At 62.4% G+C, this 24,420-nt stretch carries 32 protein-coding genes and 1 pseudogene; 21 read left to right on the plus strand and 12 right to left on the minus strand.

Going from position 1 to position 24,420, the window contains the following annotated elements:
• The 4 genes and pseudogenes from CO670_RS28775 to CO670_RS28790 all read left to right on the plus strand — a co-directional run.
• Positions 1 to 215 (plus strand): annotated as a pseudogene (locus CO670_RS28775) (hypothetical protein); the annotation flags it as partial.
• 85 nt (positions 216 to 300) lie between these two features.
• Entirely contained in the window at positions 301 to 1,350 is a 1,050-nt protein-coding gene (locus CO670_RS28780; protein WP_097593417.1) for a glycosyltransferase family A protein, read from the plus strand.
• A 115-nt stretch (positions 1,351 to 1,465) separates the two neighbouring features.
• The gene (locus tag CO670_RS28785; RefSeq protein ID WP_245426070.1) at positions 1,466 to 2,605 is read left to right on the plus strand and encodes a glycosyltransferase family A protein; all 1,140 of its coding nucleotides are present in this window, start codon (positions 1,466 to 1,468) and stop codon (positions 2,603 to 2,605) included.
• 142 nt (positions 2,606 to 2,747) lie between these two features.
• A complete protein-coding gene (locus CO670_RS28790) occupies positions 2,748 to 3,440 on the plus strand; it encodes a type 1 glutamine amidotransferase domain-containing protein (RefSeq protein WP_097593418.1) in 693 nt (230 codons plus the stop codon).
• 35 nt (positions 3,441 to 3,475) lie between these two features.
• Here CO670_RS28790 and CO670_RS28795 read toward each other — a convergent pair whose 3' ends face one another.
• Positions 3,476 to 4,348: an SDR family oxidoreductase gene (locus CO670_RS28795; protein ID WP_097593419.1), complete on the minus strand. Its 873-nt coding sequence runs from the start codon at positions 4,346 to 4,348 to the stop codon at positions 3,476 to 3,478.
• Positions 4,349 to 4,405: 57 nt separating this feature from the next.
• Positions 4,406 to 4,975, minus strand: coding sequence for a TetR/AcrR family transcriptional regulator (locus CO670_RS28800; RefSeq protein WP_097593421.1), 570 nt, complete (start codon positions 4,973 to 4,975; stop codon positions 4,406 to 4,408).
• 173 nt (positions 4,976 to 5,148) lie between these two features.
• Between CO670_RS28800 and CO670_RS28805 the strand changes: the two genes are divergently transcribed.
• Both CO670_RS28805 and CO670_RS28810 read left to right on the plus strand, forming a co-directional pair.
• A complete protein-coding gene (locus CO670_RS28805; protein WP_097593422.1) occupies positions 5,149 to 5,592 on the plus strand; it encodes an SRPBCC family protein in 444 nt (147 codons plus the stop codon).
• A 190-nt stretch (positions 5,593 to 5,782) separates the two neighbouring features.
• Positions 5,783 to 6,289, plus strand: coding sequence for a cytochrome P460 family protein (locus tag CO670_RS28810; RefSeq protein ID WP_097593423.1), 507 nt, complete (start codon positions 5,783 to 5,785; stop codon positions 6,287 to 6,289).
• A 13-nt stretch (positions 6,290 to 6,302) separates the two neighbouring features.
• Here CO670_RS28810 and CO670_RS28815 read toward each other — a convergent pair whose 3' ends face one another.
• Positions 6,303 to 7,235, minus strand: a complete 933-nt coding sequence (locus CO670_RS28815) for a hypothetical protein (protein ID WP_097593470.1) — start codon at positions 7,233 to 7,235, stop codon at positions 6,303 to 6,305.
• A gap of 242 nt (positions 7,236 to 7,477) precedes the next feature.
• Between CO670_RS28815 and CO670_RS28820 the strand changes: the two genes are divergently transcribed.
• Entirely contained in the window at positions 7,478 to 8,131 is a 654-nt protein-coding gene (locus CO670_RS28820; protein ID WP_141502430.1) for a hypothetical protein, read from the plus strand.
• Positions 8,132 to 8,315: 184 nt separating this feature from the next.
• Here the strand turns inward: CO670_RS28820 and CO670_RS33120 are convergent, their stop codons facing one another.
• On the minus strand, positions 8,316 to 8,489 hold the full coding sequence (locus CO670_RS33120) for a hypothetical protein (RefSeq protein ID WP_097593426.1): 174 nt from the start codon (positions 8,487 to 8,489) through the stop codon (positions 8,316 to 8,318).
• A 106-nt stretch (positions 8,490 to 8,595) separates the two neighbouring features.
• Between CO670_RS33120 and CO670_RS28830 the strand changes: the two genes are divergently transcribed.
• From CO670_RS28830 to CO670_RS28845, 4 genes are all read left to right on the plus strand, one after another.
• On the plus strand, positions 8,596 to 9,021 hold the full coding sequence (locus CO670_RS28830; RefSeq protein ID WP_097593427.1) for a hypothetical protein: 426 nt from the start codon (positions 8,596 to 8,598) through the stop codon (positions 9,019 to 9,021).
• A 59-nt stretch (positions 9,022 to 9,080) separates the two neighbouring features.
• Complete coding sequence (locus CO670_RS28835) at positions 9,081 to 9,281, plus strand: hypothetical protein (RefSeq protein WP_097593428.1); 201 nt, start codon at positions 9,081 to 9,083, stop codon at positions 9,279 to 9,281.
• 1 nt (position 9,282) lies between these two features.
• A complete protein-coding gene (locus CO670_RS28840; protein ID WP_097593430.1) occupies positions 9,283 to 9,492 on the plus strand; it encodes a hypothetical protein in 210 nt (69 codons plus the stop codon).
• A gap of 61 nt (positions 9,493 to 9,553) precedes the next feature.
• Entirely contained in the window at positions 9,554 to 10,138 is a 585-nt protein-coding gene (locus tag CO670_RS28845) for a hypothetical protein (protein ID WP_141502433.1), read from the plus strand.
• A gap of 372 nt (positions 10,139 to 10,510) precedes the next feature.
• On the opposite strand, the gene CO670_RS28850 is transcribed toward CO670_RS28845, so the two are convergent.
• Positions 10,511 to 11,401, minus strand: coding sequence for an SDR family oxidoreductase (locus CO670_RS28850; protein ID WP_097593432.1), 891 nt, complete (start codon positions 11,399 to 11,401; stop codon positions 10,511 to 10,513).
• 91 nt (positions 11,402 to 11,492) lie between these two features.
• Between CO670_RS28850 and CO670_RS28855 the strand changes: the two genes are divergently transcribed.
• The 5 genes from CO670_RS28855 (at position 11,493) to CO670_RS28875 (ending at position 14,789) form a co-directional block, all read left to right on the plus strand.
• On the plus strand, positions 11,493 to 12,317 hold the full coding sequence (locus CO670_RS28855; protein ID WP_097593433.1) for a helix-turn-helix transcriptional regulator: 825 nt from the start codon (positions 11,493 to 11,495) through the stop codon (positions 12,315 to 12,317).
• Between the two features lie 97 nt (positions 12,318 to 12,414).
• Entirely contained in the window at positions 12,415 to 12,693 is a 279-nt protein-coding gene (locus CO670_RS28860) for a DUF1778 domain-containing protein (RefSeq protein ID WP_097593471.1), read from the plus strand.
• Entirely contained in the window at positions 12,690 to 13,214 is a 525-nt protein-coding gene (locus CO670_RS28865) for a GNAT family N-acetyltransferase (RefSeq protein WP_210202699.1), read from the plus strand. The genes CO670_RS28860 and CO670_RS28865 overlap by 4 nt, the downstream gene beginning before the upstream one ends.
• 110 nt (positions 13,215 to 13,324) lie before the next feature.
• The gene (locus tag CO670_RS28870) at positions 13,325 to 14,167 is read left to right on the plus strand and encodes an SDR family NAD(P)-dependent oxidoreductase (RefSeq protein ID WP_097593436.1); all 843 of its coding nucleotides are present in this window, start codon (positions 13,325 to 13,327) and stop codon (positions 14,165 to 14,167) included.
• Between the two features lie 112 nt (positions 14,168 to 14,279).
• Positions 14,280 to 14,789, plus strand: a complete 510-nt coding sequence (locus tag CO670_RS28875; protein ID WP_245426074.1) for a hypothetical protein — start codon at positions 14,280 to 14,282, stop codon at positions 14,787 to 14,789.
• A gap of 66 nt (positions 14,790 to 14,855) precedes the next feature.
• Here the strand turns inward: CO670_RS28875 and CO670_RS28880 are convergent, their stop codons facing one another.
• On the minus strand, positions 14,856 to 15,266 hold the full coding sequence (locus CO670_RS28880; RefSeq protein ID WP_097593439.1) for a hypothetical protein: 411 nt from the start codon (positions 15,264 to 15,266) through the stop codon (positions 14,856 to 14,858).
• Between the two features lie 143 nt (positions 15,267 to 15,409).
• Here CO670_RS28880 and CO670_RS28885 point away from each other — a divergent pair, with 143 nt between their 5' ends.
• Positions 15,410 to 16,504 carry a hypothetical protein gene (locus CO670_RS28885; protein WP_097593440.1) on the plus strand — a complete coding sequence of 365 codons (1,095 nt, stop codon included), beginning with the start codon at positions 15,410 to 15,412 and terminating at the stop codon, positions 16,502 to 16,504.
• A gap of 16 nt (positions 16,505 to 16,520) precedes the next feature.
• On the opposite strand, the gene CO670_RS28890 is transcribed toward CO670_RS28885, so the two are convergent.
• A complete protein-coding gene (locus CO670_RS28890; RefSeq protein WP_097593472.1) occupies positions 16,521 to 16,934 on the minus strand; it encodes a hypothetical protein in 414 nt (137 codons plus the stop codon).
• Between the two features lie 109 nt (positions 16,935 to 17,043).
• On the opposite strand from CO670_RS28890, the gene CO670_RS28895 reads away from it, so the two are divergent.
• The gene (locus CO670_RS28895; RefSeq protein WP_097593442.1) at positions 17,044 to 18,207 is read left to right on the plus strand and encodes a hypothetical protein; all 1,164 of its coding nucleotides are present in this window, start codon (positions 17,044 to 17,046) and stop codon (positions 18,205 to 18,207) included.
• 193 nt (positions 18,208 to 18,400) lie between these two features.
• On the opposite strand, the gene CO670_RS28900 is transcribed toward CO670_RS28895, so the two are convergent.
• Positions 18,401 to 19,246: an NAD(P)H-binding protein gene (locus CO670_RS28900; protein ID WP_097593443.1), complete on the minus strand. Its 846-nt coding sequence runs from the start codon at positions 19,244 to 19,246 to the stop codon at positions 18,401 to 18,403.
• Positions 19,247 to 19,501: 255 nt separating this feature from the next.
• Entirely contained in the window at positions 19,502 to 19,975 is a 474-nt protein-coding gene (locus CO670_RS28905) for a VOC family protein (protein WP_097593473.1), read from the minus strand.
• A gap of 213 nt (positions 19,976 to 20,188) precedes the next feature.
• On the opposite strand from CO670_RS28905, the gene CO670_RS33125 reads away from it, so the two are divergent.
• The 3 genes from CO670_RS33125 (at position 20,189) to blh (ending at position 22,763) form a co-directional block, all read left to right on the plus strand.
• Positions 20,189 to 20,329, plus strand: a complete 141-nt coding sequence (locus CO670_RS33125; RefSeq protein ID WP_176539047.1) for a hypothetical protein — start codon at positions 20,189 to 20,191, stop codon at positions 20,327 to 20,329.
• A gap of 247 nt (positions 20,330 to 20,576) precedes the next feature.
• On the plus strand, positions 20,577 to 20,966 hold the full coding sequence (locus CO670_RS28910; protein WP_097593444.1) for a hypothetical protein: 390 nt from the start codon (positions 20,577 to 20,579) through the stop codon (positions 20,964 to 20,966).
• Between the two features lie 516 nt (positions 20,967 to 21,482).
• Positions 21,483 to 22,763: a bifunctional sulfur transferase/dioxygenase Blh gene (blh, locus tag CO670_RS28915; protein ID WP_097593445.1), complete on the plus strand. Its 1,281-nt coding sequence runs from the start codon at positions 21,483 to 21,485 to the stop codon at positions 22,761 to 22,763.
• On the opposite strand, the gene CO670_RS28920 is transcribed toward blh, so the two are convergent.
• The 3 genes from CO670_RS28920 to CO670_RS28930 form a co-directional block, all read right to left on the minus strand.
• Positions 22,684 to 23,616 carry a hypothetical protein gene (locus tag CO670_RS28920; protein WP_245426077.1) on the minus strand — a complete coding sequence of 311 codons (933 nt, stop codon included), beginning with the start codon at positions 23,614 to 23,616 and terminating at the stop codon, positions 22,684 to 22,686. The genes blh and CO670_RS28920 overlap by 80 nt on opposite strands.
• A gap of 85 nt (positions 23,617 to 23,701) precedes the next feature.
• The gene (locus CO670_RS28925; protein WP_097593447.1) at positions 23,702 to 24,085 is read right to left on the minus strand and encodes a type II toxin-antitoxin system VapC family toxin; all 384 of its coding nucleotides are present in this window, start codon (positions 24,083 to 24,085) and stop codon (positions 23,702 to 23,704) included.
• Positions 24,082 to 24,339 (minus strand): type II toxin-antitoxin system prevent-host-death family antitoxin, encoded by a 258-nt coding sequence (locus CO670_RS28930; protein ID WP_097593448.1) that lies wholly within the window; start codon positions 24,337 to 24,339, stop codon positions 24,082 to 24,084. Before CO670_RS28930 ends, CO670_RS28925 begins: the two co-directional genes overlap by 4 nt.
• Positions 24,340 to 24,420 lie beyond the last annotated feature (81 nt).

The raw sequence follows: 24,420 nt of genomic DNA on the forward strand, positions 1-24,420 counted from the left end.
CGCAGGATCCGACCAACCGGCGCCCGGATCTGACCAATGCCAGACATGTCATGCCGGAATGGTCCTGCAAGGTCACTTACGAGGAAGGCGTGCTGAAGACGCTCGACTGGTTCAGGGCGGAGATGGAAGCCAGTGCCGCCAGACCGCGCAAGCCTGTGGCGCGCCGCCCGCGCCCGCAGAAGAACGCGGATATCAGCAGTTTCTCCGGCCTATGAGGACAGAGTGGCGATAGGGGAAGGGGTTCCGGTGTGCTGCGTTTTGGGTGGCGACGCGATGGTCGCCTCCTCGGAATAACCGCCCATGCCCGCCGAATCCGCGCCCTTGGTGTCCGTCGTCATCCCGGCCTACAATGCCGGGAAGACGCTTGCGGAAACGCTTCGAAGCGTCTCCAACCAGACCTACCACAATCTCGAAATCCTCGTCGTCGACGATGGCTCGAGCGACGGCACCTTCGAACTGGCGAGCGAATACAGTCTTTGCGATGCGCGCGTGCGGGTTCTCCATCAGGCCAATGGCGGCGTGGCGCGCGCCCGCAACTATGCGCTGCGCGAGGCGAACGGCAGCCATGTCGCGCCGATCGATGCCGACGATCTCTGGCACCCAAGCAAGATCGAGCTGCAGCTTCAGGCGCTGCGGCGATTTCCCGAAGGCCGCGCCGTCGCCTATAACTGGTTCGCGGCGATCGACGGCAACGGCGTGGTGTCGGGCCATTCGCGCCCGGTGACGGAGGAGGGCGATGTCTTTTCGCTGCTCGTCCGCGAAAATTTCATCGCAAACGGTAGCACGCCGCTGATGCCGCGCGCCGAGGTGCTTGCCTGCGGCGGCTACGATCCGGCCCTGCGGGACCAGGGCGCCGAAGGCTGCGAGGATCTGAAGCTCTATCTCACGCTCGCTGAACGGCTGCCCTTCGCGGTGGCGCCGGCTTTCCTGACGGGATACCGCTCCACCAGCGGGAACATGTCCAGCAACGCCCACCGGATGCTGGCCTCGCACGCGCTTGTCATGGCCGAGGTCCGGCAGCGCCATCCGCATCTTGCCGCCGCCATCACGGCGGCGGAATTCGACACGGCGCGCTGGTATCTGAAGAAGGCGTTTCTGGCCGGAGACCGCGACCAGATCAGGAAAGTGGCGCTGTTGATCGCCGCCCGCTTTCCGATGGCGCTCGCCACCTTCGGCGCCGACTGGCTTCGGCGATCGCTGCGGCGATCTTTAAGAGGCGGGGGCACGTCGTCCCACTTGCCGAATGAAGGGACTTCGGCGAGTGTAGAGATTCCTGAAAGCGGCACGCCGTTTGCCGATCGTTTCGCGGCGATGCCGGCCGGCATCATCGAGCCGCGAACGGCCGGCTGATCGGGAAGACATGGAGACCGGCTGAGCGTATCGCCGGTCGGTGACATGGCGTTGCTCTGGGAAAAAACGGAAATGCGCTGACGGGCGGCTTGGCCGTGCCGTTCGGGAGGTAATCGTGGAGTCGATCGGAGCAACGCCGCATTTGCAGCCGCTGGTCTCGGTGGTCGTTCCGGCGTTCAACGCTTCGCCCTTCATCGAGCGCACGCTCGTCTCGGCCACGTCCCAGACCTATCGGGCCCTGGAGATCATCGTCGTCGACGACGGTTCGACCGACGACACGGCGCGCCTCGTCGAGCGCGCGGCGGTGAACGATGCCAGGATCCGCCTGCTCCGCACGGCAAACCGCGGCGTCGCCGCCGCACGCAATACCGGCATCGAGGCCGCCTCGGGGCCCTATGTCGCCTTCCTCGATGCGGACGATCTCTGGCACCCCGCGAAAATCGAAAAGCAGGTGGAGGCTCTCGAACGCCTGCCGGATCAATGGGCCGCGGTCTATGTGCTGCATCATTTCATCAATCTGGACGATGAGCTCTACGGTCTGGGGCCGTCCCATCTGGCGCGCGGCTATATCTATGCCCGGCATCTCACCTACAAATATGTCGGCAACGGCAGCTCGCTGTTGGTGCGGCGGCAGGCAGCGCTTGAGATCGGCGGTTTCGACAGCTCCTATGTCGCCGCCGGCATCGGCGGCTGCGAGGATCTCGATTTCGAGCTGAGGCTGGCGGCGCGTTACTGCATCGAATACGTGCCGGAGCGTCTGCTCGGCTACCGGAAATATGCCGGCAACATGTCGTCCGACCATGTCAGGATGGCGAGCGCGCTCTCCGAGGTGACACGCCGCTCGCTCGCCGCCGGCCCGGAACTGTCTTCCTATGCTGCCGGCAGCGCCATCCTTGCCGCCCATAAATATGCGCTGAACCAATATATGCTCGCGGGGAATTACCGCCTGGCCGCCGCGCCGGCCCGGGCGATCCTGAAGGCCGACCCGGTCTTCGTCATCAGGCTGATCCTGCGCACCTCGGCGGGCTATGCGAAACGCAAGCTGCTGCTGGCGCTCATCGGCCGCGAGCGCCTGGCCCGGCCATGCAGCAAGCCGCGCTTCCAGGACCTGGCGTCCTCCTCGCGGCCCACCGAAATGCCGAAGAGCCTCAGGATGCGCCGCCGCGCCGCCCGCCTGGCCGAAGCCGATGCGGCGCTGAGTTCCGCCCATGCGGTTCCCGTCAGGGAGGCAGCGGCGCTCGAAAGCCGCGTCTGATCGCGAAGGCAGGCCAGCGCTTGTCCCGCACGGAACACGGGTTTATGGTTTCTCTCGTTCTAGCGTGAGATCTGCAGGCAGTATTCACCGTAAAACCGGACGCCGATGGCTTGTCCGCGATCCGGGACGAAGGAGCTGAGCAATGAAAATTCTCATGGTTCTCACATCGCATGATCAATTGGGCGACACCGGCCGGAAGACGGGTTTCTGGCTGGAGGAATTCGCCGCCCCTTACTTCGTTTTCCGCGATGCCGGCGTCGATGTCAGCCTCGCCTCGCCGAAGGGCGGCCAGCCGCCGCTCGATCCGAAGAGCAACGAGCCGGGCTTCCAGACGGACGATACGCACCGCTTCGAGGCCGACCCGGCGGCAAAGGCGGCGCTTGCCAACACCACGAAGCTCGCCGAGATCCGCGCAGGCGATTACGACAGCGTCTTCTTTCCCGGCGGCCACGGCCCGCTCTGGGACCTGACCAACGACCGCCATGCGCTGTCGCTCATCGAGACCATGCTTGCGGCGGGAAAGCCGGTGGCGCTCGTCTGCCACGCGCCCGGCATCCTGATGAATGTGAAGGCGCCGGATGGAACGCCGATCGTCAAGGGCCGCACGGTGACCGGCTTCACCAATTCCGAAGAGGATGCCGTGCACCTGATCGATGTCGTTCCCTATCTGCTGGAGGACGAGCTCAAGGACCAGGGAGCGAAGTTTTCGGCAACGGCGGACTGGGCCGTGCATGTCGTCCAGGACGGGCTGCTGATCACCGGCCAGAACCCGGCCTCCTCGAAGGAGGGCGCCCGCACGCTGCTCAACGCCTTGAAGAAGAAGGCCGCGGCTTAGAGAGCCAAAGGCTCCGGCCGCCGCCGCGGCATCCGTCACGAACGGGCCGTCGCCTGCGCGCAGAGCGTCTCGCTCAGCGCCCAGAGGTCTTTCGCCAGTTGTGCGTCCATTGCTTGTTTCTGCGGGGTCAGCGGCCGGCGATTGGCAATGTACTGCCCCTTGAGCGAGGCCGCTTCCGGGGCGGTGGCGAGCCAGATGAGGGAATCGGCGCCTTGTTCCGGAGATTTGGCGAAGGGTTTGGCGAGCGTGAATGCCAGGCCGATCCAGAAGCCGACATCGGCGCCGAAGCCGCCGAACTGGCTGCGGATCGTGCCGGGATGGAAACAGGTGGCCGTTGCGCCGGTGTCGTCCAGACGGCGCTGCAATTCCTTCGTGAAGAGGATGTTGGCAAGCTTGGATGTCGCATAGGCGCGCATGCCCGATCCTTCGGTCGAAGTCGGCGTCTTCCGGAGATCCAATGCTCCCCGGGCCTGCATGGCGCTCGATGTCGAGACGACGCGTGCGCCCGGTGTCTTGCGGATCAGGTCAAGCAAGGCGGTCGTGAGCTGGAAATAGGCGAGGTGGTTCAGCGCGAAGGTCAGCTCGATGCCATCGGGGCCGATCAGCGGCGTCTTGAACATCGCGCCGGCATTGTTGACGAGCACATCGAGCCGGTCGTGCCTCGCCTTGAACTCTTCCGCCGCGCGGCCGACCTCCGCCATGCGGGAGAGGTCGCAGATGAGGAAGTCCAGATGCGGGTTGCCGGTGGCGGCCTTCAGATCCTCGATCGTCCGTTCCGTCTTTGCCCTGTTGCGGCCGACGAGGGTGAGGGATGCGCCGCGCCTTGCGAATTCCGTTGCGGCCGCCTTGCCGATCCCGTCCGTGCCTCCGGTTACGAGAAAGGTCTTGCCGAGAAGATCATGTGTCATCGTCTGTCTTTCTGTTATAATGAGTGAGTGCTCACGCATTTAATTGGCGCAAGAAGATCAGCCATGGCTGATGGCATTCCAGAAGGCGGAGAAGCCATCCCGGCAGGTGAGGTCGCCATCGGTTGCGCAATGCCGGATGAAATCGACGGTCGTGTCGGCCATGCCGGACATCAACGCGCCGACGAAGCCTGGTGATTGCTGACGCAGCGCGCCGAGCGCCATTGCCTGCCGCAGCACCTCGGCAACATCGCCGAAGGCATCGAGCGCCTGCGCCTGGGCGGCTTCGGTGATCCGGCCGGAGAGCGCGAGGACCGTCAGCAGCCGATGTTCCCTTGGGTGTGCCACCCCCCAGCTCACATAGCCATGCCATGCTTTCCAGAGGCATTCCCGGAGATCCGTCGTATCGGGCGGCAGGACCACGGCGGCGCGAAGCTCGCCCTTGAGCTCCAGGTAAAGCTCATTGATCAGCTCATCCTTGCTGGCGAAGTAGGTGAAGATGCTTCCTTCGGCCACGCCCGCCGCCTTGGCAATCCGGACGGTCGGCGCGTTCAGACCTTCATCGGCGAAGAGTTGTCCCGCCGCTTTGAGGATGATGTCACGCTTGTCTGGGCTGCGCGGCCGGGCCATGCTTCGCTTTCTGAATGACTGAGTGCTCACTCATTTAATGACGGCTGTATTTTTTGTCAAGGCGGCGGGATGGCAGCGATTTTTCTTGAAGAAAAGATCGATCCGGTGTCGGATCGGGCGAGCATTGCCCGTCCTAGGCTCGTCTATTCCAACAGGTCAAAAGGATCACGACCATGCCAAGCACCATTCGCCTGCACCGCGTTTTCGCGACCAGCCCGGAGAAGGTCTATCGCGCATTCATCGAGGCCGACGCCCTTGCCAAATGGCTGCCGCCGAACGGCTTCCTCTGCACCGTGTATCATCTGGAGGCATCCGTCGGCGGCACGTTCAGAATGGCCTTCCGCAACTTCACCACCGGCAACAGCCACGCCTTCGGCGGCGAATTCCTCGAGCTCGTGCCCGGCGAGCGCGTGCGCTACACCGACAAGTTCGAAGATCCGAACCTGCCGGGCGAAATGGAAGTCACCGTCGAGCTGAAGAAGGTCTCGGTCGGCACCGAGGTCAATATCACCCAGGCCGGTGTGCCCGATATGATTCCGGCCGAAGCCTGCTATCTCGGCTGGCAGGAATCGCTGCGCAACCTTGCCAAGGTCGTCGAGCCCGATATCAACGAGTAGGGCCTTAGCGTCGGTGCACCCGCCTCATCCCGAGGTGCCCCGCGGGGGGCCTCGAAGGGCGAGGCGGGTGCTCCGGTGCGGTCGGCCCGGCCGCATATACATTTCGATACATTTCGGCCGGCTGCCGACATCTGCCGGATACAATCCGGAACGATCCTGCCGCGGACCATCAGCCCGGCAGGAGTCATTCATGAAATTCGCTCTCCTCGGCATCTTTGCCGCTTCCAGTCTCGCCCTTGGCATCGCCGTTTCCCATTCCGCCGCCGAGGAGGCGCCGGAAAATGCCTCGCCGATCTATGGCGTCACCATCCCCGAGGGCTACCGCGACTGGAAGTTCATCGCTCCGGCGCAGGAAGCGCCGCCGCTCGATGAGCTGCGCGCCGTGCTCGGCAACGATATTGCGGTCGATGCCTATAAGAAGGGGATCCTGCCTTTTCCGGATGGATCGATCCTGGTGAAGCTCGCCTATAAGCGCAAGCAATCAACGGAATTCGCGCCGGCGACGGTGCCGGGCGCGCCGACCACGGTGCAGGTCATGGTCAAGGACTCGAAGAAATATCCCGACAGCCACGGCTGGGGCTTCGGACGGTTTGTCGACGGCAAGCCGGTCGATGTCGCGCAGCATCAGACCTGTCTTTCCTGCCATGTCGGCAATGTGAAAGACCATGATTATGTCTTCACCCGCTACGCGCCGTGAGGAGCGTGTCTCCTCAGAGTTCGATCCCGCGTTTGGCCAGCGCCTGGCGCGCTGCCGTCGCGCCCCAGTCCTCGTCGGGGTCGCTCCCGTCGATCTCGGCTTCGGCGATTGCCGTCGCCCGGATCAGCGGCACGGAGCCGAAGGGCATGCCGTCGATCCGGGCCGGATCGCGGCTGAGCACGATGCGGGTGAGCGGCGCGTAATCCTCCGTCAGTCGGCAGAACAGGATGGCGCCGTGTTTTTCGACATCGCGGGCGATGCGGTGGCCGTCGGCGACGAGGTCGCCGAGATTGATCAACAGGTTTCCCCAGTCGCCGATCGTCGTCGCATCCAGCGTGGCGGCGCCGAATTCCATGAAGAGTTCGCATTCGACGCCGTTTTCGGGCTCGGAAATGCCGGCCCAGGGTGTGGAGAGGCCGTCGGTGGCGAGGATCATCCGTCCCGGCGCATCGATAGCGAGGATGCGGCGGTGCGGGCCGAACCATTTGGTCTGGGCGTGGATATTGGCCGAGGCGCGCTCGGCGGCAAAGCCTTCGCGCAGGCTGCCGCGGCCCTCCCAGAAGGCGCGGCGGGCGGCGGCCGCGCGCTCATAGACCGGGTCTTCCGGGCCGCGCGGCACGATCGACGGGTCGAAGCTGGTTTCAATCATCACCTGCGCCCGCATGAAGGGCAGGGCCGGCTTCTTCCAGCGGACCACCACCGTGTTGAAGCGCTCGGCGGCCGAGGCGGCATCGAGCTTTTCGACGGCGTTGCCGATGGCGCGCAGCGGATCGCGTGAATCGTCCGGCACCTGCTTTCCAGCCGCATCGCGATAACCGCCGGTGCTCGAGGAATGGCCGGCCTGCATGGTGGTGGCGGTCCATTCGCCGCTGACCGCACCCGCCGGCGCCCTGGAAAGGACCGGGACAAGCTCCCGGATCGCATCGTCAATCGAATAGGATGCCACGTCGCCCCTCGCTGCCGGATATGCCCCCACGGCCGGCCGGCCGCCAGCATAAGCTAGGGCAGGGACGTTGCCGTTCAATGACGGTGATGCGAGGCTTTCGAAGCCCGATGGATGCCAGGAGCGGCGCTGCGGCGCGTGCTTCGAGGCTCCGCCCTCCGGGGTGCGCGCCTCAGCATGAGAGCCGCCGAGCGCCGCGCTGCGCATATGCTCCGCTTTACGAGGCGATCTCTAGGTGCGGTGGTGTGATCGTGATAGAGCAGCTGCGAACATGTTCGACTGATGCCAATCATATTGTGAAGATTTCAGTGCCAACGGGAGGAAGCTTGTTAAGATTTAGGATTTTTAGCGCGTTGCTCTTGGCAGCGATTGGCGCGGCTCCGGCCCTTGCCGGCGGCGATATTAAGCTGGATCCGTCCTGCGCCGAAGTGAACTATTCCTATTCGGCGACCCGATTGAGCTGGTTTTACAGTGCAAAGTTATACGATGTTCGATCGGGTGGCTCGCTCACGCAGATTGGAGAGATGCGCTTTGGCCAGAGCACGGCATATTTGCTCGATGTTCGGAAACAGAAGTGGGCGCGGGGCAATCGTCTGAACTGGTCTCTGCTTGATGTCGATGGTCCCAAATTCAGATCATGCACCCTGGTCGGCGAAGACCTAGAGGAGGGTAAGAAGGTCAAGCACTACAGGATGACCTGGCATTCGGATCCCTACGCTGCCTATGGTGACTTCTGGATCGCGTCGGAGGGCAAGCGAATTGTGCGAGCGCAAAGACGGTTCATGGATCAGGACCAAGCAAACCTCAAATTCGGCACGACTGAGGGAACGATCATGGAGATATTCGACTATGATCCAGCGACGAGCGCAGCTCCCGATGGTCCTTTCGAAGATGAATGAGTTGCTGCGATTGTCCCGCCGCGTTCTGCCGATGATGGCTGACGGCTCAAAGCGGGTGAGGGGAAATTGCGGGATCGCTTGAGTGGTGCGGGAAGAATGCCAAGACTCCGCAAGCTAGCCCCCCACGGCACCACCCTTCGAGATTTCCCATCACCGCAAACGCACCGGGAAGCGTGCCCGCCGCTCAGTTGCTGCCGTCGTTCGGCCGGGCCTTGGCGCTGTCGTTGGTAGTGTCCGAGGCGGTTTTGCCGTCCGGCTGCTGGCCGAAATAGGTGCCGCCGAGGTGGCCGCCGGCGCTGGTGTTCTTCACCTGCTGTTCGGCGCGTTTCTGAAGTTCGCGAACGTTGGTCTTGCTCATTTTCGGCTCCCTGTTTTGGGGTTCAGGACCTTTGAGCAACCGATGAGGGCCGACACTGTTCCATATTTTTTCGGGAACCCGCCGCCCGGCGGCCGGTTTAGCCCGCATGAGGTTCCTTGCCGTCATCATCACCGGCCTGGCGCTCGTGGCGCCTGCGGCGCACGCCTTCTCGCTTCTCAACAAGATCGGGATGACGAAGGCGGACTATTTCGTCGCGCAGCAGGCCTATGCCGGCTGGTGGATCGTCGGGCTCTTCCTGCCGCTCGCCTTCTTCGCGAATATCGGCAATGCGATTGCCTTGCGGGCCGACAGAACAGCCTTGATGCTGTCGATCGCCGCGGCGGGGATGATCGTGCTCAACCTCGTCATCTTCATGATCTTCACGCAGCCCGCCAATGCGGCGACCGAGAATTGGACGGTGCAGCCGGACAACTGGGAAAGCCTGCGCCGCCAGTGGGAATATTCGCATGCGGTCAATGCCGGGATCACCTTTCTCGCCTTCTGCTGCGCCACGCTCGCTTCGATCCGATGACGGCGGGAACACTTCCGGCCCTGTCTGGTTTTTCTTAACTCAACCAAGGAGAAACGACGATGGGCATGACGACACCCAGGGACGGCGCTCCCGGCACCACCGACCAGTCCCCCCGCTGGGAAGGGCCGAAGGGCAACAGGCCGCGCGGGTACCTGAAACCCAAGGACGATCCGGACAGGAACCGTGACGCCAACGGCGAAAACAACCGCGATCCCGAGATGAACGACATTTCCGACGCGATGAAGCAGAAGGGCGAATGACATGGCCAATCCCGAAAAAGACGCGGCCGGCCAGTTCGCCAAATCCCGCGCCGACCGCAAGGCAAGCGGCGTCGCCAGCGCCAAGCCGACCGTCATCACCGGCTCGGAGGATGCGACGGTGCACAAGCACCCGCCGGGGAAGAAGAAGCCCGGGAAGGACTGGGATATCAATTATGATCCCGCGGAGATGAACGAGGGGCGGACGCGGTAGGGAAAGACGTTTCGAGATTGCGGTTTAAGGAGAGAGGTAGCCGGTCTCCGGCTGCTTGAGCTTGGCATTCGTCAATTTCAGTGTCTTCCAAACTCAGATTTGGATTGAAATTAATCAAGTGTTTTTCAACCTGCGTTATGTCAAGGCAGATGGAACTGGTCCCGCCGCGGGAGAAACGACCATGAGAAATCGATGTGCAATGCTTGTTCTGGCATTGCTCGCGTCTTGCTCGGAAGAAGAGCAACTTTCGATGATCGCCAAGATGACGAGCAAGGACCTCTATGAAAAAGGAGCGAATTGCCGGGGCTTTCATTTTCGCATCGAAAACAAACAGATGATCATGTTCGGCGACAAGGAGCCGCGGGCCATCGGTCGCGATATAAGCCTGTCCGAAAAAGACAATACGGTCGTGATGACGGACAATGGTTGGGGAAAATTGTCCTTGATTTCGGTTTATACATTCTCCGACGATAGAACATCGGTGAGATTCACAGATCTGCACTATAGCCCTCAACCCACCGAGGAAGAGTGGCGGATGATGGATCAGCAGGCTGGCGGAAACGCGAAAGCGAAATACCAAGCCTTTCGCGACTCCCTGAAAGACATGCTGCCAATGGAATTCTGCCAACGGACAAACGCGTCTTAAGGCCCATTCCAGAGACGCCAATCAGCCCTCATCCTGAAGTGCGCAAGCTGAAAGCCGGAGCCTCGAAGGACGTGGGCGATGAGGCTGGAGAGAAGGCAAGGCTTGGCGCACCGGAGCTGTGCAATGGATGTGCCGTGTAGCCCCCTCATCTGCCTGCCGGCATGTTCTCCCCGCTGGGGAGAAGCCGAATCGAGGCGACGTCTCGCCCTTCTTGAACGCGCCTGTGGGGCATGAAGCTCACCATTTGCCCGCTTCTCCCCCCGGGGAGAAGATGCCGGCAGGCAGATGAGGGGGCCACACGGCAGGGCTTCCATTGGTCGTCGCTTCGCCTTGAGCGGCAAGCGAAGGCAGATGACTTCCTCAGCGGCAGGCTCACCCGCCAAAATAAGCCGCATGATCGATATCGGCGAGCAAGCCGGGCTCGGTCGGCTGCCAGCCGAGCAACGCCTGCGTCTGCGCGCTCGAGGTCGGCACGTCGAAGCCGGCGAACATCGCGAACCAGCCGAAATGCTCCGCCGCCTCTTCCCGCGACAGCGAGGCGGCCGGCAGGTTGAGCCGACGGGCGATCACTTCGGCGATCCGGCGGAAAACCACGCCTTCTTCGGCGACAGCCAGGAACGGACCGCCGGTGGCGCCGCGTTCGATCGCCAGGCGGTAGAGGCGGGCGGCATCGAGCCGGTGGACGGCCGGCCAGCGGTTTTGCCCTTCGCCGATATAGGCCGAGATGCCGGTGCGCCGCGCGGTTTCTATCAGGATCGGCACGAAGCCGTGATCGCCATGGCCGTGCACCGAGGGCGGGAGGCGGACGGTGGCGGCGCGCACGCCGCGGGCGACGAGCGATATTGCGGTGATCTCGGAGGCGCGGGGATAGGTCTGCGATGTCGGCATCGGCGGGTCCTTCTCGGTGCCGATGTGGCCCGGCGCATGGCCGAGGCCCGATGTGACCAGCAGCGGCCGGCCGGAGCCCTGGAGGGCTTCGCCGAGCGCCTCGATGGCGCGCCGGTCAAGGGCGCAGTTTTCGGCGAATTTCGAGAAATCATGGTTGAAGCCGGTATGGATGACGGCGTCGGCTTCGGCCGCGCCGCGCGTCAGGCCCTCCAGATCTTCAAGCGTGCCGCGCTGGACGGCGGCGCCCATGGCCGAAAGTTCCGCCGCTCCCTTCTCCGAGCGGGCAAGGCCCAGCACCTCGTGGCCGGCGGCGAGCAATTCCCTGACGACGGCCGAGCCGACCCAGCCGGTGGCTCCGGTGACGAATACGCGCATGTCGATATCTCCCGATGGACTGGGGACAGATATCGGCGAGAGTGCTATCATGGTAAAGTAGTGATATTATCATGGTATAAAGACTAACAGGATGAGCGAATTCGTCACCTCCGAGAATCGGCTCGGCGCCTATCTCAAGGACCGTCGCGCCAAGCTCGACCCCGCCGCTTTCGGCTTTGCCGGCGAACGGCGGCGCACGCCGGGCCTGCGGCGCGAGGAGGTGGCGAGCCGCGCCAATATCAGCCCCACCTGGTATACCTGGCTGGAGCAGGGGCGCGGCGGCGCGCCGTCGGCCGATGTGCTCGACCGGATCTCGCGGGCGCTGATGCTGACCGATATCGAGCGCGAGCACCTCTTCCTCATCGGCCTCGGCCGCCCGCCGGAGGTGCGCTACCGCAACGAACAGGGTGTGACGCCGCGCCTGCAGGGCGTGCTCGATGCGCTGGACCCGAGCCCGGCGCTGATCCGCAACGCCATCTGGGACGTCGTCGCCTGGAACCGGGCGGCGACCGTGCTGCTCACCGATTACGGCGCGCTGCCGCCCGAGGAGCGCAACGTGCTGCGCTTCATCTTCCTCGATCCGCGCGTGCGCGCCGCCCAATATGACTGGGAAAGCGTCGCCCGCTTCGTCGTCGCCGCCTTCCGCGTCGATGCCGCCCGCGCCGGGGCGGCGGCCGAAGTCGAGCCGCTGGTCGACGAACTCTGCCGGAAAAGCCCGGAATTCCTCGCCATGTGGCGCGACAACGACGTGCGCAGCCACGGCGAGGGCGCCAAGCACATCAAACACCCGGTGCTGGGTCTGCTCTCCTTCGAATATTCGGCCTTCCAGGTGGACGGGCGGCCGGACCTCAGCATGGTTGTGTATAATCCGGCGACGGCGGAGGATGCGGAGAAGATCAGGCGGGTGGTGGGGTGAGAGAGTGGCCCCTCCATTGTGCTTATTGAAAGCGCACGGTGATTGACATACATCGACATCTTCCGTACGCTTTCAATAAGTACAAATGGAGCCTGCCATGCCGAGAGTGGCTGTCGAAGACAATGAGCGCATGAGCCTGCGGGTCGCGGCATCCGCCAAAGCCAAGCTGGTAAGGGCGGCGGCTCTTCGCAATACCGATCTCACCAATTTCGTGACGCAATCCGCATTGCGCGAGGCGGAGGCCGTCATCGCCGAAGCAGAGGTCATCAAGGCATCCGAACGCGATTACTGGCGCATTCTCGAGCTCCTGGAAAATCCGCCTCAGCCGAATGAGAGGCTGCTGGCGGCTGCCCGAGCGCTGCCGAAATCGATATGATCGCCTGGCATGAAGAGACGATCGGCAAACATCACGATCGCAAATCCTTCGACTGCGGCGATGCCGATCTTAACGATTTTCTGCAGCGCTATGCCCGTCAGAGCCATGACCAGGGCGGCTCCAAGACCTTCCTTGCGATAGACGATGCCGATGGAAAGACGGTTCTCGGCTTTTACAGCCTCGCCCCGACATCCATCAGACCGGAGATCGTCCCTGACAACGTCAAGCACGGTCTCGCCCGCCACGAGGTGCCAGGCTTCCGGCTGACGCGTCTGGCTGTCGATATGCGGCTGCAAGGGCAGGGAATGGGCGGCCAATTGCTGCTGGCCGCCGGCAAGCGATGCCTGCGCGTCACCGCCGAAGTCGGCGGCGTCGTGATGGCGATCGACGCCAAGAACGACAGGGTGGCCGGCTGGTACAAGACATACGGCGCGCTTCCACTGCTCGACGCGCCTCTGTCGCTGGTCATCCCGCTCGCCACGATCGCGGCGGCGTTGCAGGCGGTTAGCGGTCGTTCCTAGAGTTCTCGGCACGCCGTCTCCAGCGGTCCGCCGCCTTTCATTCTCGTCTTGAGGGCGATATACCACAGCTCCAATGCATGCAGCTGTTAACAGCCGTCGGGGAGACTGACTTGAAGGATGTCGTCGCGTTGGTGACGGGCGCAAGCCGCGGTGTCGGCCGTGGGATTGCGCTTGCGCTGCTCGCCGAGGGAGCCACGGTGCACGTGACCGGCCGGACCCTTTCCGAACCGAAGGCAAGCCAGGGCGGCAAGAGCGCGGGATCGCTGGAGGGGCTCGCGCTTGAGGCTGCGGCACTGCCCGGAACCGTCGTCCTTCATCGATGCGACCATAGCAGCGACGCCGAAACCGAGCGTGTGGCCGAGGAGATCCGAGCCGGCAACCGGCTGGATATTCTGGTGAACAATGCCTGGCCCGGCTATGAAAACATGGTCGAGAATGGCGATTTTACCTGGCCCCGACCTTTCTGGGAGCAGCCGGTCTGGCGGTGGGACGCGATGATCGGCACGGCGCTGAGGGCGGCTTTCATGACCTCGCGCGCCGTCGCGCCGATGATGATCCCGGCACGGCGCGGCCTTATCGTCAATATTTCCTTCTGGGCGGCGCAGCTCTACGAGGGCAATGCCATTTACGGCATCGGCAAGGCTGCCACGGACAAGATGGTCGCGGACTTCGCCCATGAGCTGCGTCCGCACAATGTCGCCGCCGTCTCGCTTTATCCCGGTCTGGTCCGCACCGAAGCCGTGCTGGAGAATGCCGAATACTTCGACCTGTCCAACTCCGAGTCTCCCGAGTTCATCGGCCATGTCATTGCCGGACTCTGGCGAGACCCCGCGCTGATGTCGAAATCCGGGCGGGTTCTGGTGGCGGCGGAACTGGGACGGGAATACGAGATTGCCGACGTCGATGGCTACAGGCCGGTTCCCCTGACGGCGGCGGACTTTTCGAAAAGCTGAAACTCTGAGAGTTCGAAGGGCTGATCTTCGTGATAGCTAGATTGTACCGCTTCTCTCCACCATCGCGAGAAATCGGCCAGCCCTTCGCCTCAATCCCGACAAATCTCCGGTGATGCTGTCGATTGACCGCGCACGATTTCAGCCGCGCGGGAGGGGGATTTCAATGAATTCATATCGTGCCGCGGCCTTGGTCGCCGCGTCGGTCCTGATGGCGCTGCCGGCTTCGGAGGCATCTGCGTGCAGTTGCGGGCGATCGTCCGCGAAGGAGAGATTTGCGAAAGCGGATTTGATCGTCAAAGGCCGCATGAAGCTCGTCACCTTCGGCGTCGAGTTGCCGGATTCGCAAACGGATCGCGAGCCGCCACGGCTGACCCGCGGCGACTTTGAGATCGACAAGGTGGTGAAGGGGACCTTCAAGGGCAAAACTCTATCGGTCTATACCGGCGCCGGCATGGGGGACTGCGGACGCCTGGGGGAGTTCCTCTCCGCAGCGTTTTACTACCACAGTGACAAATTCGCCGTTTACGAATTCGGGTTGTCGAAGGCGGAGTTTGCAGGGCAGACACTCTATTTCACGTCGATCTGCGACTACGCCAAGGGGCCGAAGGATGGCCAAGAGTAGGCCGTGGAGCTCTATGAAAGGAGTGGCGCCCGGCGGTTGTATTTCGGACCGTCGGGCCGGGTCATCCTACTTGATGACATTCACATTCATGATGATCTCGTCGACCCTCCCATTTCCGGAAGGAGATCTGACAACGATCTTGTCGCTGCCGATGTAGCCTGGCTCCGAGGTATAGTAGCCAACCATACCTTGCACCTTGACCGTCCGGCATTTCGCAAGCGCCCCCTTTTCGTTGGGAAAGACCGGCTCATGTACGAGCTGGAAGCGTCCGTGCTTGGGTTGTTCAATGACGTGGGTAGGCAGATAACCGACGAAGCTGCAATCCTTGTCGACATGCCAGGTCTGGCCCAACTTCGTCTTCTCACCGGTAAGCACCGTTTTGGATACTGACTTCTGCCGGAAGCTGTCGGAGGTTGTGGTGCACCCGCAAAGTGCAATCATTGCTGCTGCGCTTAAATAAGTAAGAATATTTTTCACTATAAACCCTCAACTTTTGCGTGGATAAACATTGAATTTTTCAGGGAGTCAAGCAGAGTCCAGAGCCTTCGTTTCCGCCTGTTCTGCTTCCAGCAATCGTTGAGGTGCAGTCGGTGAAAAGATGTATTGCGACCTGTCTCTTCATGCTCGCTGCCGGCTTCGGCAATGCCGGCGAAGTTCCCTTTGCGCCTATACGCAATGTTCCGGACTACACCGCGTCGATGATCGTTCGGAACTTTTATGGCGAGCCGAAGGAAATGTCGCGTTCGGTCGTTCATCACAAGGGCTGGACGCGGGTTGAATCGGTCAATGGCGACCAAACAACCGTCTCCTACGGGAATTTCTTCGACAACACCGTGTTGCGGACGACCAAGACCGGCAACGAAGACTTTACGTGGATGAGCATTGAAAGGACCGAACGGAGTCTGGACCTCAGCGTGAAGCAAACAAATGAAACCGGCGAGACTGACAACCAAGCTGGAGAAGCTTGCAACTGGCGGCAACTCATCCGCACAAGTGACGCGATGTCGCCGCTTTGGTTCAGTTGTCTGTCGGCCGACGGCATTGAAGTTGCCGAAAAGGTTCTGTTCCGCGTCGGGAAGCCGATGAGCGACACGCAATTGGTCCGGCTCGACCGAACAGCCGTCGCGGAATCCGAGGTTGCGCCGCCGAAGAGGTTGTTCGATCCATGGTTCTGGCTGAAGCCGCTACGGGATTATCCCGAGCCTGAAGCTCTTGTCGATTTTGAAGCTAAAATGGTCGGAGCATGGTCGGAAGTCAGAATATTACGACACTATCCCTGGCGCTCGGAAGAGCGCCGCGAAAAGGGCGGTGCTTTAAAACTGACGATTTGGAACGAACTGGAAAACCAGGGGATCCACATCACTTACTCCAAGGGCAGACATAGTCTTCACGCCGGTCGTGCGCCGCTCGATCCTAAGCAGCCATACAATATTTTCCAGCTCAAGCTCGGCGAGGTCGACTTAAAACGGAGCGGCGACGCGCTCGGAGAAGCCTGCGCCTGGTTCGACATGAAGCCTGGGTTTGCCGATGCGGGCAGACACGAATGCCTGACGCCGGATGGCGTATCTCTCAAAATCAACATCCACTCGGGATGGGGACGCGGGGAGAGCTTCACCGCCGTCGAGATCAAACGCCGCCCGGTCGAGCTCAAGGAAATGCTCCCGCCGCCGGAATTGATCGATCCGTCCTCATGGGGATTTTCTGTCAGCGATTGATCGGCCGGATGGCCGTCTATTTCACCACCGTCACGTTCAGCACGCCTTCTTCCGTCTTGCCCTCTTCATAGGGCGAGCGGATCACGAGCCGGTCTTTGCCGGTGTAGCCGGGGTTGGCCGTGTAATAGCCGACGACGCCGTTGACCCTGGTCTTTTCGCATTTCGAGGCTTTTCCGTCGAGCTTGGGGAAGAGCGGTTCGTGGACGATTTCCAGGCGGCCGTGTTGGGGCCGTTCGACGATGTGGATGGCGGGGTAATCGATGTGGCGGCAGTCGTCGTCGATGTGCCAGTTCTTGGCCACCAGCGTTCTGACGCCGCTACGGGCGGTGATCGACTCGGACTGCCGGCGGGAGGCCTCGGAGGTCGTCGTGCAGCTCGACAGCGGAATCACCGTTGCCGCTAATATCAAGAATATAAAGGCGTTTTTCATCATAAATCCTCAACTTTTGCTTGAATGAATATTGATTTTCTCCTCAAGTCAATCAGAGTGAGAGGCGGGATTGCAGTGCCCGGCGTTCGGAATTGGCGAGGGTTTTATCTTGAAAAGACGTGCAGCGGCCTCGGTCGTCATAGCAGGCGCGGTGCTGTTGGCGGCCGGCGGCGGCAGGGCCGACGATATTCCCTTCTCCGCCAGCCGCGATGTGCCCGACTACAAGGCTTCCATGGTCATCCGGGAGACCTGGTTCGAGGTGAAAACCTTCGCCCGCACCGTCCTGCATCACAAGGGATGGACGAAGGTCGAGGAGGTCAAGACGCCGGTCAGGACGGTTGCCTACGGCAATTATTTCGACAATCCCTTTCTGCTGTGGCTGGCAAAATCGGAAGACGACGAAGATTTCGCCACGGCAATCATCGAGAAAGTCACGCCGCCGGAGGCGAAGGACACCGGCGTGGTGCGCGTCAAGGCCGGCGAGGTTTGCAGCTGGTGGGAGCTCAGCGAGAAGGCCGAGACGGAGGACCGGTTGCAGCCGCCCTGGCGCAGCTGCCTGTCGCGCGACGGCATCGAAGTCGCCACCAGCCAGCCCTTCGGCGAAATGACGGCGAATGACGGGACGGATCTGGTCAGGCTGGAGCGCGCACCGGTGGCGGAATCCGATGTCCGGCCGCCGAAGAGGGTCTTCGAGCCGGCCTTCTGGCTGAAGCCGCGGCGCGATTATTCTGAGAGGCCGGCAGATCGTGCCGATTTCGACGTCAGGATGAAAACAGCCGACGGCCGGACTGAGATCAGGCTGCTCAGGCATTATCCATGGCGGCTCGAAGACCGTCGCGGGCCTGATGGAGCGGTGCAGTTCAAGGTTTGGAACGAGCTCGAGAACCAGGGCATGGCGGTCTCCACGGTCGACGACCTGCATCGCTTCGAGGCCCGCCGTTCGCCGCGCGCCTCCAGCTATCCCTACACCGCCTTCGACAAGACATTCGAGCGGGTCGACATGAACCTGCCGTCCTCGTCGCATCGCGGAGAAGAGTGCACCTGGTTCGATTTGAAGCCGGATATTCTGAGGCCGGCCGTCAAAAATGTCCTGAGAGCCGAATGCGTCACCCGGGATGGCATGCCGCTGAAACTCATCGGCCGCGATGCATCCGGCGCCATCGAGACCTTCGCCGCCGTCGAGGCGAAACGCCGGCCGGTCGACATGGAGGAGATGATCCCGCCGCGGGAGCTGATCGACCCGTCGTCGTGGGGATTTACGGTCGGCGATTGACGGGAGGAGGGGCGGTGCGCCCGCCTCGTCCTTCGAGGCGATCCTGCGGATCGCACCTCAGGATCGGCTCTGTTGAGCGTTGGCGGCATCCATGGGAGCGTTCGAAAAAACCGTGACGGTCGCTGATGTCACCGGCACGCTTCTCAGAATTTGATTCAGCCGATGCGCCTTAAGTCGCTGTTTCCAGGGCAGATCATCCAAGCGCTGCGATATGATCTTCAAGCCTGATCGCGCCGCGATGCGGTGCCGGTGGCAATTCTGGGCCGTCGAGCGTCGCCTCGGTCATGCGGGCGTAGGAGCGAGCGGCGGCGGGTGAAAAACCGAGCGCGCGGAAGCTCTCCTCCAAATCGCTGCGCGGCGTCGTCGCGACGCGGACGGGTTTGGCCACGAGCGCGGAGAAGGCAGCCGCGACATCTGCGAAATCATACCGCTCGGGCCCTTCCACATAGTGAATGCCGGTGTCGCTCACCGGACTTGCCAGGCGCGCGGCGGCAGCCTTGCCGAGATCGGTGGGCGAGACCATCGGCAGGACAAGGTCTTCGGGAAAGGCGGTCGGGATGGAGCCCTGCCGGGCCGGTTCCAGCAGCATGTCGAGATTGGTGTAGTAATAGGCGCCGCGGTTGATCGCCGTCGCGATGCCGCTGGCCTCGGTCAGCCGCTCGAATTCGTAGAGCACAGTGAGGTCGCCGATGCCGTCGCCTTGCATGGCGCCGTAGGTCGACTGCACTACGAGTTTTTCGAGGCCGGAATCCTCGAGCGCGGCGGCAATGCTGCGTGCGGTCTTCAGTTCCTCCCTGTTGGTATCGGTGCCGGGATCGGCCGGCGGATTGAGGAGAAAGGCACGCCTGCCGCGTCGGAAGACGGCCCGCAACCCTGCCACATCCGAGACATCCTGCACCACGGCCTCGACATTGCCGCCGCCGATCGCACGCGCCTTTTCCGCGCTGTGGACGACCGCGATGACGCCTTCGCCCGATGCTCGCAGCGCCTCCAGGAGGCCGGAGCCGACATTGCCCGCTGCACCGAGAACCACATACATGTTGCACCTCGCTGTTTTCCGGGAAACGAAGCGGGTCATCGGTGGTTCCTATCGTGGCGCAAGCTTCGCGCCAGCCTGGCCTGGCAGAAGGCAGCTATTGATTCTCCCAGGATCTGTTGCGAAGCGATTTTCAGCAAGAACAGCCCCGTCAATGATTGGCGGGGCTTTTTGCTGGGTAGCCTTGTCTCTATCCGTCACTAGGCCGAGCATGACGCAGGAAGCGGCGGCACGGCTTTCGTTGTGTCGCGAGGCGCCTCAGCCGCGCCGGGCGGCTTCGATCGCGGCGATATCGATCTTATGCATGGTCATCATCGCGTCGAAGGCGCGTTTGGCCTCGGCGGGCTCGGCTTTCAGCGCTTCGCTGAGCGCGCGTGGCGTGATCTGCCAGGAGACGCCCCACTTGTCCTTGCACCAGCCGCAGGCGCTTTCCTGGCCGCCATTGCCGATAATGGCGTTCCAGTAGCGGTCGGTTTCCTCCTGATCTTCGGTGGCGATCTGGAAGGAGAAGCATTCATTGTGCTTGATCGACGGGCCGCCGTTCAGCCCGATGCAGGGCACGCCGGCGACGGTGAATTCGACCACCAGCACCTCTCCCTGCTTGCCCTCGGGATAATCTCCCGGCGCCCGGATGAGCGCGCCCATGGCGCTGCCGGGAAAGACCTCGGTGTAGAAGCGGGCGGCAGCCTCGGCGTCCTTGTCGTACCAGAGGCAGATGGTGTTCTTGTTCAGCATGGATGGCTCCCTTGGCTCGTCATTTCCGATCTCATGCTTGAAATAAGGGGCGACGCGGCTTTCTCCAGCCCATGCCGGCCATTTTGGCCCGTCGCGCTTGCCGATGTTATGCAATCTGAAGGTTGAATAATTCTATTTGCGTTTGCAGGATTTATATAGTAAACATTCCTAATATAAAATAAGTCTAGCTGTATCAGAAAGACGTCTTGCGTGAAGTTCTGGGCCTTCATCGCAGCTTTTGTTCTCAGCGTGCTGCTGTGGGCCAGTTTTTATTACGGCGGCCGTGGAATTTACGGCGCGATTAATACTTTGCAGCTCCTTGCCGACCGTGCAGTCGGCAGCGTTTTTTAGAGGGCGGCATCCTCCAAAGGACCTCATCCTGAGGTGTGGAAGCCGAAGGCCGGAGCCTCGAAGGATCGTGCGTCAGCGCTGTTTCTTGCATGCCGAGATCAAGCAGGGCGCGGCGACGCTCTCCTTTTGATGGTAGCGCGGTTCACAACTTCGTGCTTCCCGGCGAAGGCGGCAAGGCGGCGTGAACCAAAGCCGGGGCTGCGGGGTTTAGAGAACGCCCGACACTTCCAGCAGAGGAACGATCGCCATGCAAAGATTTTTGCTCACCGGCCTTGCGCTTGCCGCGTTCACCGGCGCCGCCTTCGCCCAGGAACCATCCGCCCCGCCTCCATCAGGCGCAGCCCCGCCGCCGGCCGCCGATGCCGGTTCGCCGCCGCCGTCTCCGCCCGGCGAGGAAGTCATGCGGGACGGACCGTCGAGAGACCGCCTCGCTTTCTCGCCGCACGGCAGGAGAGGCGACATGGGCTTCTACCGCGGCCACCACCGCGGACCGCCGCCCTCCAAGGCCGCCCGCTTCCGCATCGAGGACGGCGATACGAGGATCGATCTGAAATGCGCCGAAGACGAACCGATGAAGGCCTGCGCCGATCTCCTGCTCCAGGTCATGGACCGCCTGCAGGGGCCGATGCGGCCTTGATCGGCTGGGTATGAGGCTCTCGGGGCGTTGCTACGGCATGCTCCAACGGACCTCATCCTGAGGCGCGGAAGTCGAAGGCTGGAGCCTCGAAGGATCGGACCGCAGCGCTGCTTCCATTCTGCCTCTGTATCGGCCACTTACCTTTCCTCCGTCATTCCTGTGCTTGTCACAGGAATCCAGCCACCGCGCGTCTGCGCGGTGAACGACTCTTTTCACGGCTAAGGGAGTCTCTCGCGCCCAAGGACTTGGGCGCACTGGATTCCTGTGACAAGCACAGGAATGACGGAGGAGAGGGAGTGTCTGCCAATCGCGGCCCCACGGACACCTCAGGATGAGGCGCTCGGGGCCTAGGCGCGGCATGATCCAACGGACCTGATCCTGAGGTGCGCAAGCCGAAGGCTGGAGCCTCGAAGCATCGCGCCGCAGCGCTGCGCCTGCCTCCCACCATTGACCACCCATTGGATTTCCTTGACCGCGAGCCGCATCCATATGAAATTATCCGCATAGGGGGCTTCGATGACGTCCGTGAGGGTCAATGAGCTGATATCGGTGGCGGGGCAGCCCGATGCAGCGGACTTTGCCGATTTTGCGGCGCGCGGTTTTGCCGGCGTCATCAATGACCGGCCGGATGGCGAGGAGCCCGGGCAGCCGGGCAATGCGGCGGAAAAGGCGGCGGCCGCCGCCGCCGGGCTTTCCTACAGTTTCGTGCCGGTGAAGGGCGCTGAGATCACCGAGGCCGATATCCGCGCCTTCCAGGCGGCGATGGCCGAGGCGAAGGGGCCGGTGCTTGCCCATTGCAAGAGCGGCACGCGGGCGCTGACGCTCTATGCGCTGGGCGAGGTGCTCGACGGGCGGATGAAATCAAGCGATGTCGCGGCTTTCGGCCAGAGCCACGGCTTCGATCTCGCCGGCGCGCAGCGGTTTCTGGAAAAGCGGGCAGGCCAAGCGCCTGATGTGAAGGCCTTCTTCCATCCCGCGACATGGAGCGTGCAATATGTCGTGACCGATCCGGCGACGCGGCGCTGCGCCATCATCGACCCGGTGCTTGATTTCGACGAAACCTCCGGCGCGACGGGCACGGCGAGCGCCGATGCCATCCTCGCCTATATCGCGGCCGAGCACCTCGCGCTCGAATGGATCCTCGACACCCATCCGCATGCCGATCATTTCTCCGCCGCCCATTATCTGAAAGGCCGGACCGGCGCGCCGACGGCGATCGGCGAGCATGTGACAGAGGTGCAGGCGCTGTGGAAGGAGATCTATAATTTTCCCACGCTCGCCACCGACGGCTCGCAATGGGACCGGCTGTTTGCCGATGGCGAGACCTTCAAGATCGGCGCGATGGAGGCGCGGGTGATGTTTTCGCCGGGCCATACGCTGGCCTCGATCACCTATGTCGTCGGCGATGCCGCCTTCGTGCACGATACGGTGTTCACGCCGGATTCCGGCACGGCGCGCACAGATTTCCCCGGCGGCAGCGCGGCCGCCCTCTGGCGCTCGATCCAGGCGATCCTGTCGCTGCCCGAGGAGACGCGCCTCTTTTCCGGCCACGACTACCAGCCGAACGGCCGCCACCCCCGCTGGGAAAGCACGGTCGCCGCCCAGAAACGCGACAACCCGCACTTAGCAGGCAAGGACGAGGCCGCCTACGTCGCGCTCCGGCAGGCGCGCGATCGCACGCTGGCGAAACCGAAGCTGATGCTGCACGCGCTGCAGGTCAACATCCGCGGCGGCAGGCTGCCGGAACCGGAGGAGAACGGGCGGCGCTATTTGAAGATACCGCTGGATGGGTTGTAGGAACGCAGGGAGCAGCGTTGCGGCAGGAGCGGTAGTGTGAATGCGGAGTCTCGCGAGCGAACCTATAGAGGATCGGGGATGTCGGCGTGGGAATCAATTCTCGTATTAGGATAAACTCGTACACATTCGAGCGCCTGGCTGTCCAACAGGTCCTGTGCCAACAATTCTGATCCTCCGACGAGCGTGAAGGCAGATCGTAGTCGCTGCAAACAAGCCAGCTGCGATCTTCAGGGAACCAATGCGTTGGCGTCAGGCGGGCGTCGGGAACTTCATCCGGGAAAGCAGCTGCCTCGGTGAGTGTCGCTCGAAATACCAGATCCTCCATAATCTCGGTTGCCAGCAACCAGAGATGAAAAAAGCAATGAGCTGAGGACGTATGACGATGGAGAATAGAGATGAGTGCGTCGCGCTCAGGTGGCGCAAGATTTCCCTCGTCCGGCCCGATCAATCGTTTTGGCCAGCTGCCGCCAGCGAAGCGCCGGGTGAACGACCATACCGATAGGGTCGGTGCATAGGGCATGCCAAGGGCGTCGCAAAGCGCGCGCCAGCGAAGTGGGACGAGCTGAGCATCTGGCCCTGGTCCGCCATAAACCATCGTGCAATTGTTCTGGATCGTCGCCAAGGTATCTCCCGGCTTTGCTGAAGCGAATTCGTCAGCAAGCTTTGCGTGGTCTTGCCAGGAGAGTTGTGCGTCCTCGACCGTCAGATCCTCGTAAATCGGATGAAACACTTTCACGTAGGCGGGGAAGATCGGCGGGATGAGGCGCGATACCGTTCCGAGCGTCTCCGGCGTTGCCTTCGCAATGCCATTTTTGATCCATTCGATTTCGGAGAGGTCTGTGAAACGCTGCATGATTTACCGCTGTCCGACGATAGAGTGAGGTGTCAGGGCGATCATGAGATAGCAGGTATCCACGCGGCATACATCGCTTTCCCTCTCACACCATCCCCTCCACATCCGTCCTGCCAAAATCATCCCCCACGAACAGGAGCCGGCAACCATATTCCTTCGCCACCTCGTAGGCGAAGCAGTCGCCGAAGTTCAGGCCGGCAGGGTGGATGCCCTTGCCCCAGATGCGGTAGGCCTCGGCGATGCGACGGGCGGAGGCGGGGGTGACGGAGATGATTTCGAAGCCGAGGCCTTCGAGCAGTTGTTCCATCTCCTCGCCGACATTGCGCCGGGCGGCGACGATCAGGGCTTCGGCGACGGTGCCGGCGGAGATCAGCAATTCGTTTTCGGCTTCGAGGACGGCGATGAGGGCGTCGGCTTGCGGCTCGCCGAGCAGGATCGCCATCAGGGCTGACGTATCGACGGCGATCATTCCGGCAGGCCGTCATCGCCATAGAGGAAATCCTGGCTGCGCGCGGCCGGCGGGCCGTCGGCGGCCTTGGCGGCGGCCGAAGCCCGCGCCGTCTCCAGCAGCGCCCGGCGCGATTTGCGGTCTGGCGCCGGTCTGACCGGAACCAGCCTGACGGCGGCGTGGCCGTGCCGGGTGAGAATGACCTCATCGCCCGCTTCGGCACGCCGGACCAGCTCGGTCAATTGCCCCTTGGCATCGGTCACGGATACCCGCATGTCGTTCTCCTGTACTCCAGGCGCAGCCTGTTTCTCCCGGCTAATTTAGACCGGTCATTGGACCATTTCAAAGGATAATTG

The sequence above is a fragment of the Rhizobium sp. J15 genome (assembly GCF_002531825.1).
Lineage (GTDB): Bacteria > Pseudomonadota > Alphaproteobacteria > Rhizobiales > Rhizobiaceae > Rhizobium.

Excerpts from the sequence above, each read along its gene's own strand:
- CO670_RS28780 (WP_097593417.1), top strand. The coding sequence starts at position 301 with ATGCCCGCCGAATCCGCGCCCTTGGTGTCCGTCGTCATCCCGGCCTAC.
- CO670_RS28790 (WP_097593418.1), top strand. The coding sequence starts at position 2,748 with ATGAAAATTCTCATGGTTCTCACATCGCATGATCAATTGGGCGACACC.
- CO670_RS28795 (WP_097593419.1), bottom strand. The coding sequence starts at position 4,348 with ATGACACATGATCTTCTCGGCAAGACCTTTCTCGTAACCGGAGGCACG.
- CO670_RS28800 (WP_097593421.1), bottom strand. The coding sequence starts at position 4,975 with ATGGCCCGGCCGCGCAGCCCAGACAAGCGTGACATCATCCTCAAAGCG.
- CO670_RS28805 (WP_097593422.1), top strand. The coding sequence starts at position 5,149 with ATGCCAAGCACCATTCGCCTGCACCGCGTTTTCGCGACCAGCCCGGAG.
- CO670_RS28810 (WP_097593423.1), top strand. The coding sequence starts at position 5,783 with ATGAAATTCGCTCTCCTCGGCATCTTTGCCGCTTCCAGTCTCGCCCTT.
- CO670_RS33120 (WP_097593426.1), bottom strand. The coding sequence starts at position 8,489 with ATGAGCAAGACCAACGTTCGCGAACTTCAGAAACGCGCCGAACAGCAG.
- CO670_RS28830 (WP_097593427.1), top strand. The coding sequence starts at position 8,596 with ATGAGGTTCCTTGCCGTCATCATCACCGGCCTGGCGCTCGTGGCGCCT.
- CO670_RS28835 (WP_097593428.1), top strand. The coding sequence starts at position 9,081 with ATGGGCATGACGACACCCAGGGACGGCGCTCCCGGCACCACCGACCAG.
- CO670_RS28840 (WP_097593430.1), top strand. The coding sequence starts at position 9,283 with ATGGCCAATCCCGAAAAAGACGCGGCCGGCCAGTTCGCCAAATCCCGC.
- CO670_RS28850 (WP_097593432.1), bottom strand. The coding sequence starts at position 11,401 with ATGCGCGTATTCGTCACCGGAGCCACCGGCTGGGTCGGCTCGGCCGTC.
- CO670_RS28855 (WP_097593433.1), top strand. The coding sequence starts at position 11,493 with ATGAGCGAATTCGTCACCTCCGAGAATCGGCTCGGCGCCTATCTCAAG.
- CO670_RS28860 (WP_097593471.1), top strand. The coding sequence starts at position 12,415 with ATGCCGAGAGTGGCTGTCGAAGACAATGAGCGCATGAGCCTGCGGGTC.
- CO670_RS28865 (WP_210202699.1), top strand. The coding sequence starts at position 12,690 with ATGATCGCCTGGCATGAAGAGACGATCGGCAAACATCACGATCGCAAA.
- CO670_RS28875 (WP_245426074.1), top strand. The coding sequence starts at position 14,280 with ATGCTGTCGATTGACCGCGCACGATTTCAGCCGCGCGGGAGGGGGATT.
- CO670_RS28885 (WP_097593440.1), top strand. The coding sequence starts at position 15,410 with ATGCTCGCTGCCGGCTTCGGCAATGCCGGCGAAGTTCCCTTTGCGCCT.
- CO670_RS28890 (WP_097593472.1), bottom strand. The coding sequence starts at position 16,934 with ATGAAAAACGCCTTTATATTCTTGATATTAGCGGCAACGGTGATTCCG.
- CO670_RS28900 (WP_097593443.1), bottom strand. The coding sequence starts at position 19,246 with ATGTATGTGGTTCTCGGTGCAGCGGGCAATGTCGGCTCCGGCCTCCTG.
- CO670_RS28910 (WP_097593444.1), top strand. The coding sequence starts at position 20,577 with ATGCAAAGATTTTTGCTCACCGGCCTTGCGCTTGCCGCGTTCACCGGC.
- blh (WP_097593445.1), top strand. The coding sequence starts at position 21,483 with ATGACGTCCGTGAGGGTCAATGAGCTGATATCGGTGGCGGGGCAGCCC.
- CO670_RS28920 (WP_245426077.1), bottom strand. The coding sequence starts at position 23,616 with ATGCAGCGTTTCACAGACCTCTCCGAAATCGAATGGATCAAAAATGGC.
- CO670_RS28925 (WP_097593447.1), bottom strand. The coding sequence starts at position 24,085 with ATGATCGCCGTCGATACGTCAGCCCTGATGGCGATCCTGCTCGGCGAG.
- CO670_RS28930 (WP_097593448.1), bottom strand. The coding sequence starts at position 24,339 with ATGCGGGTATCCGTGACCGATGCCAAGGGGCAATTGACCGAGCTGGTC.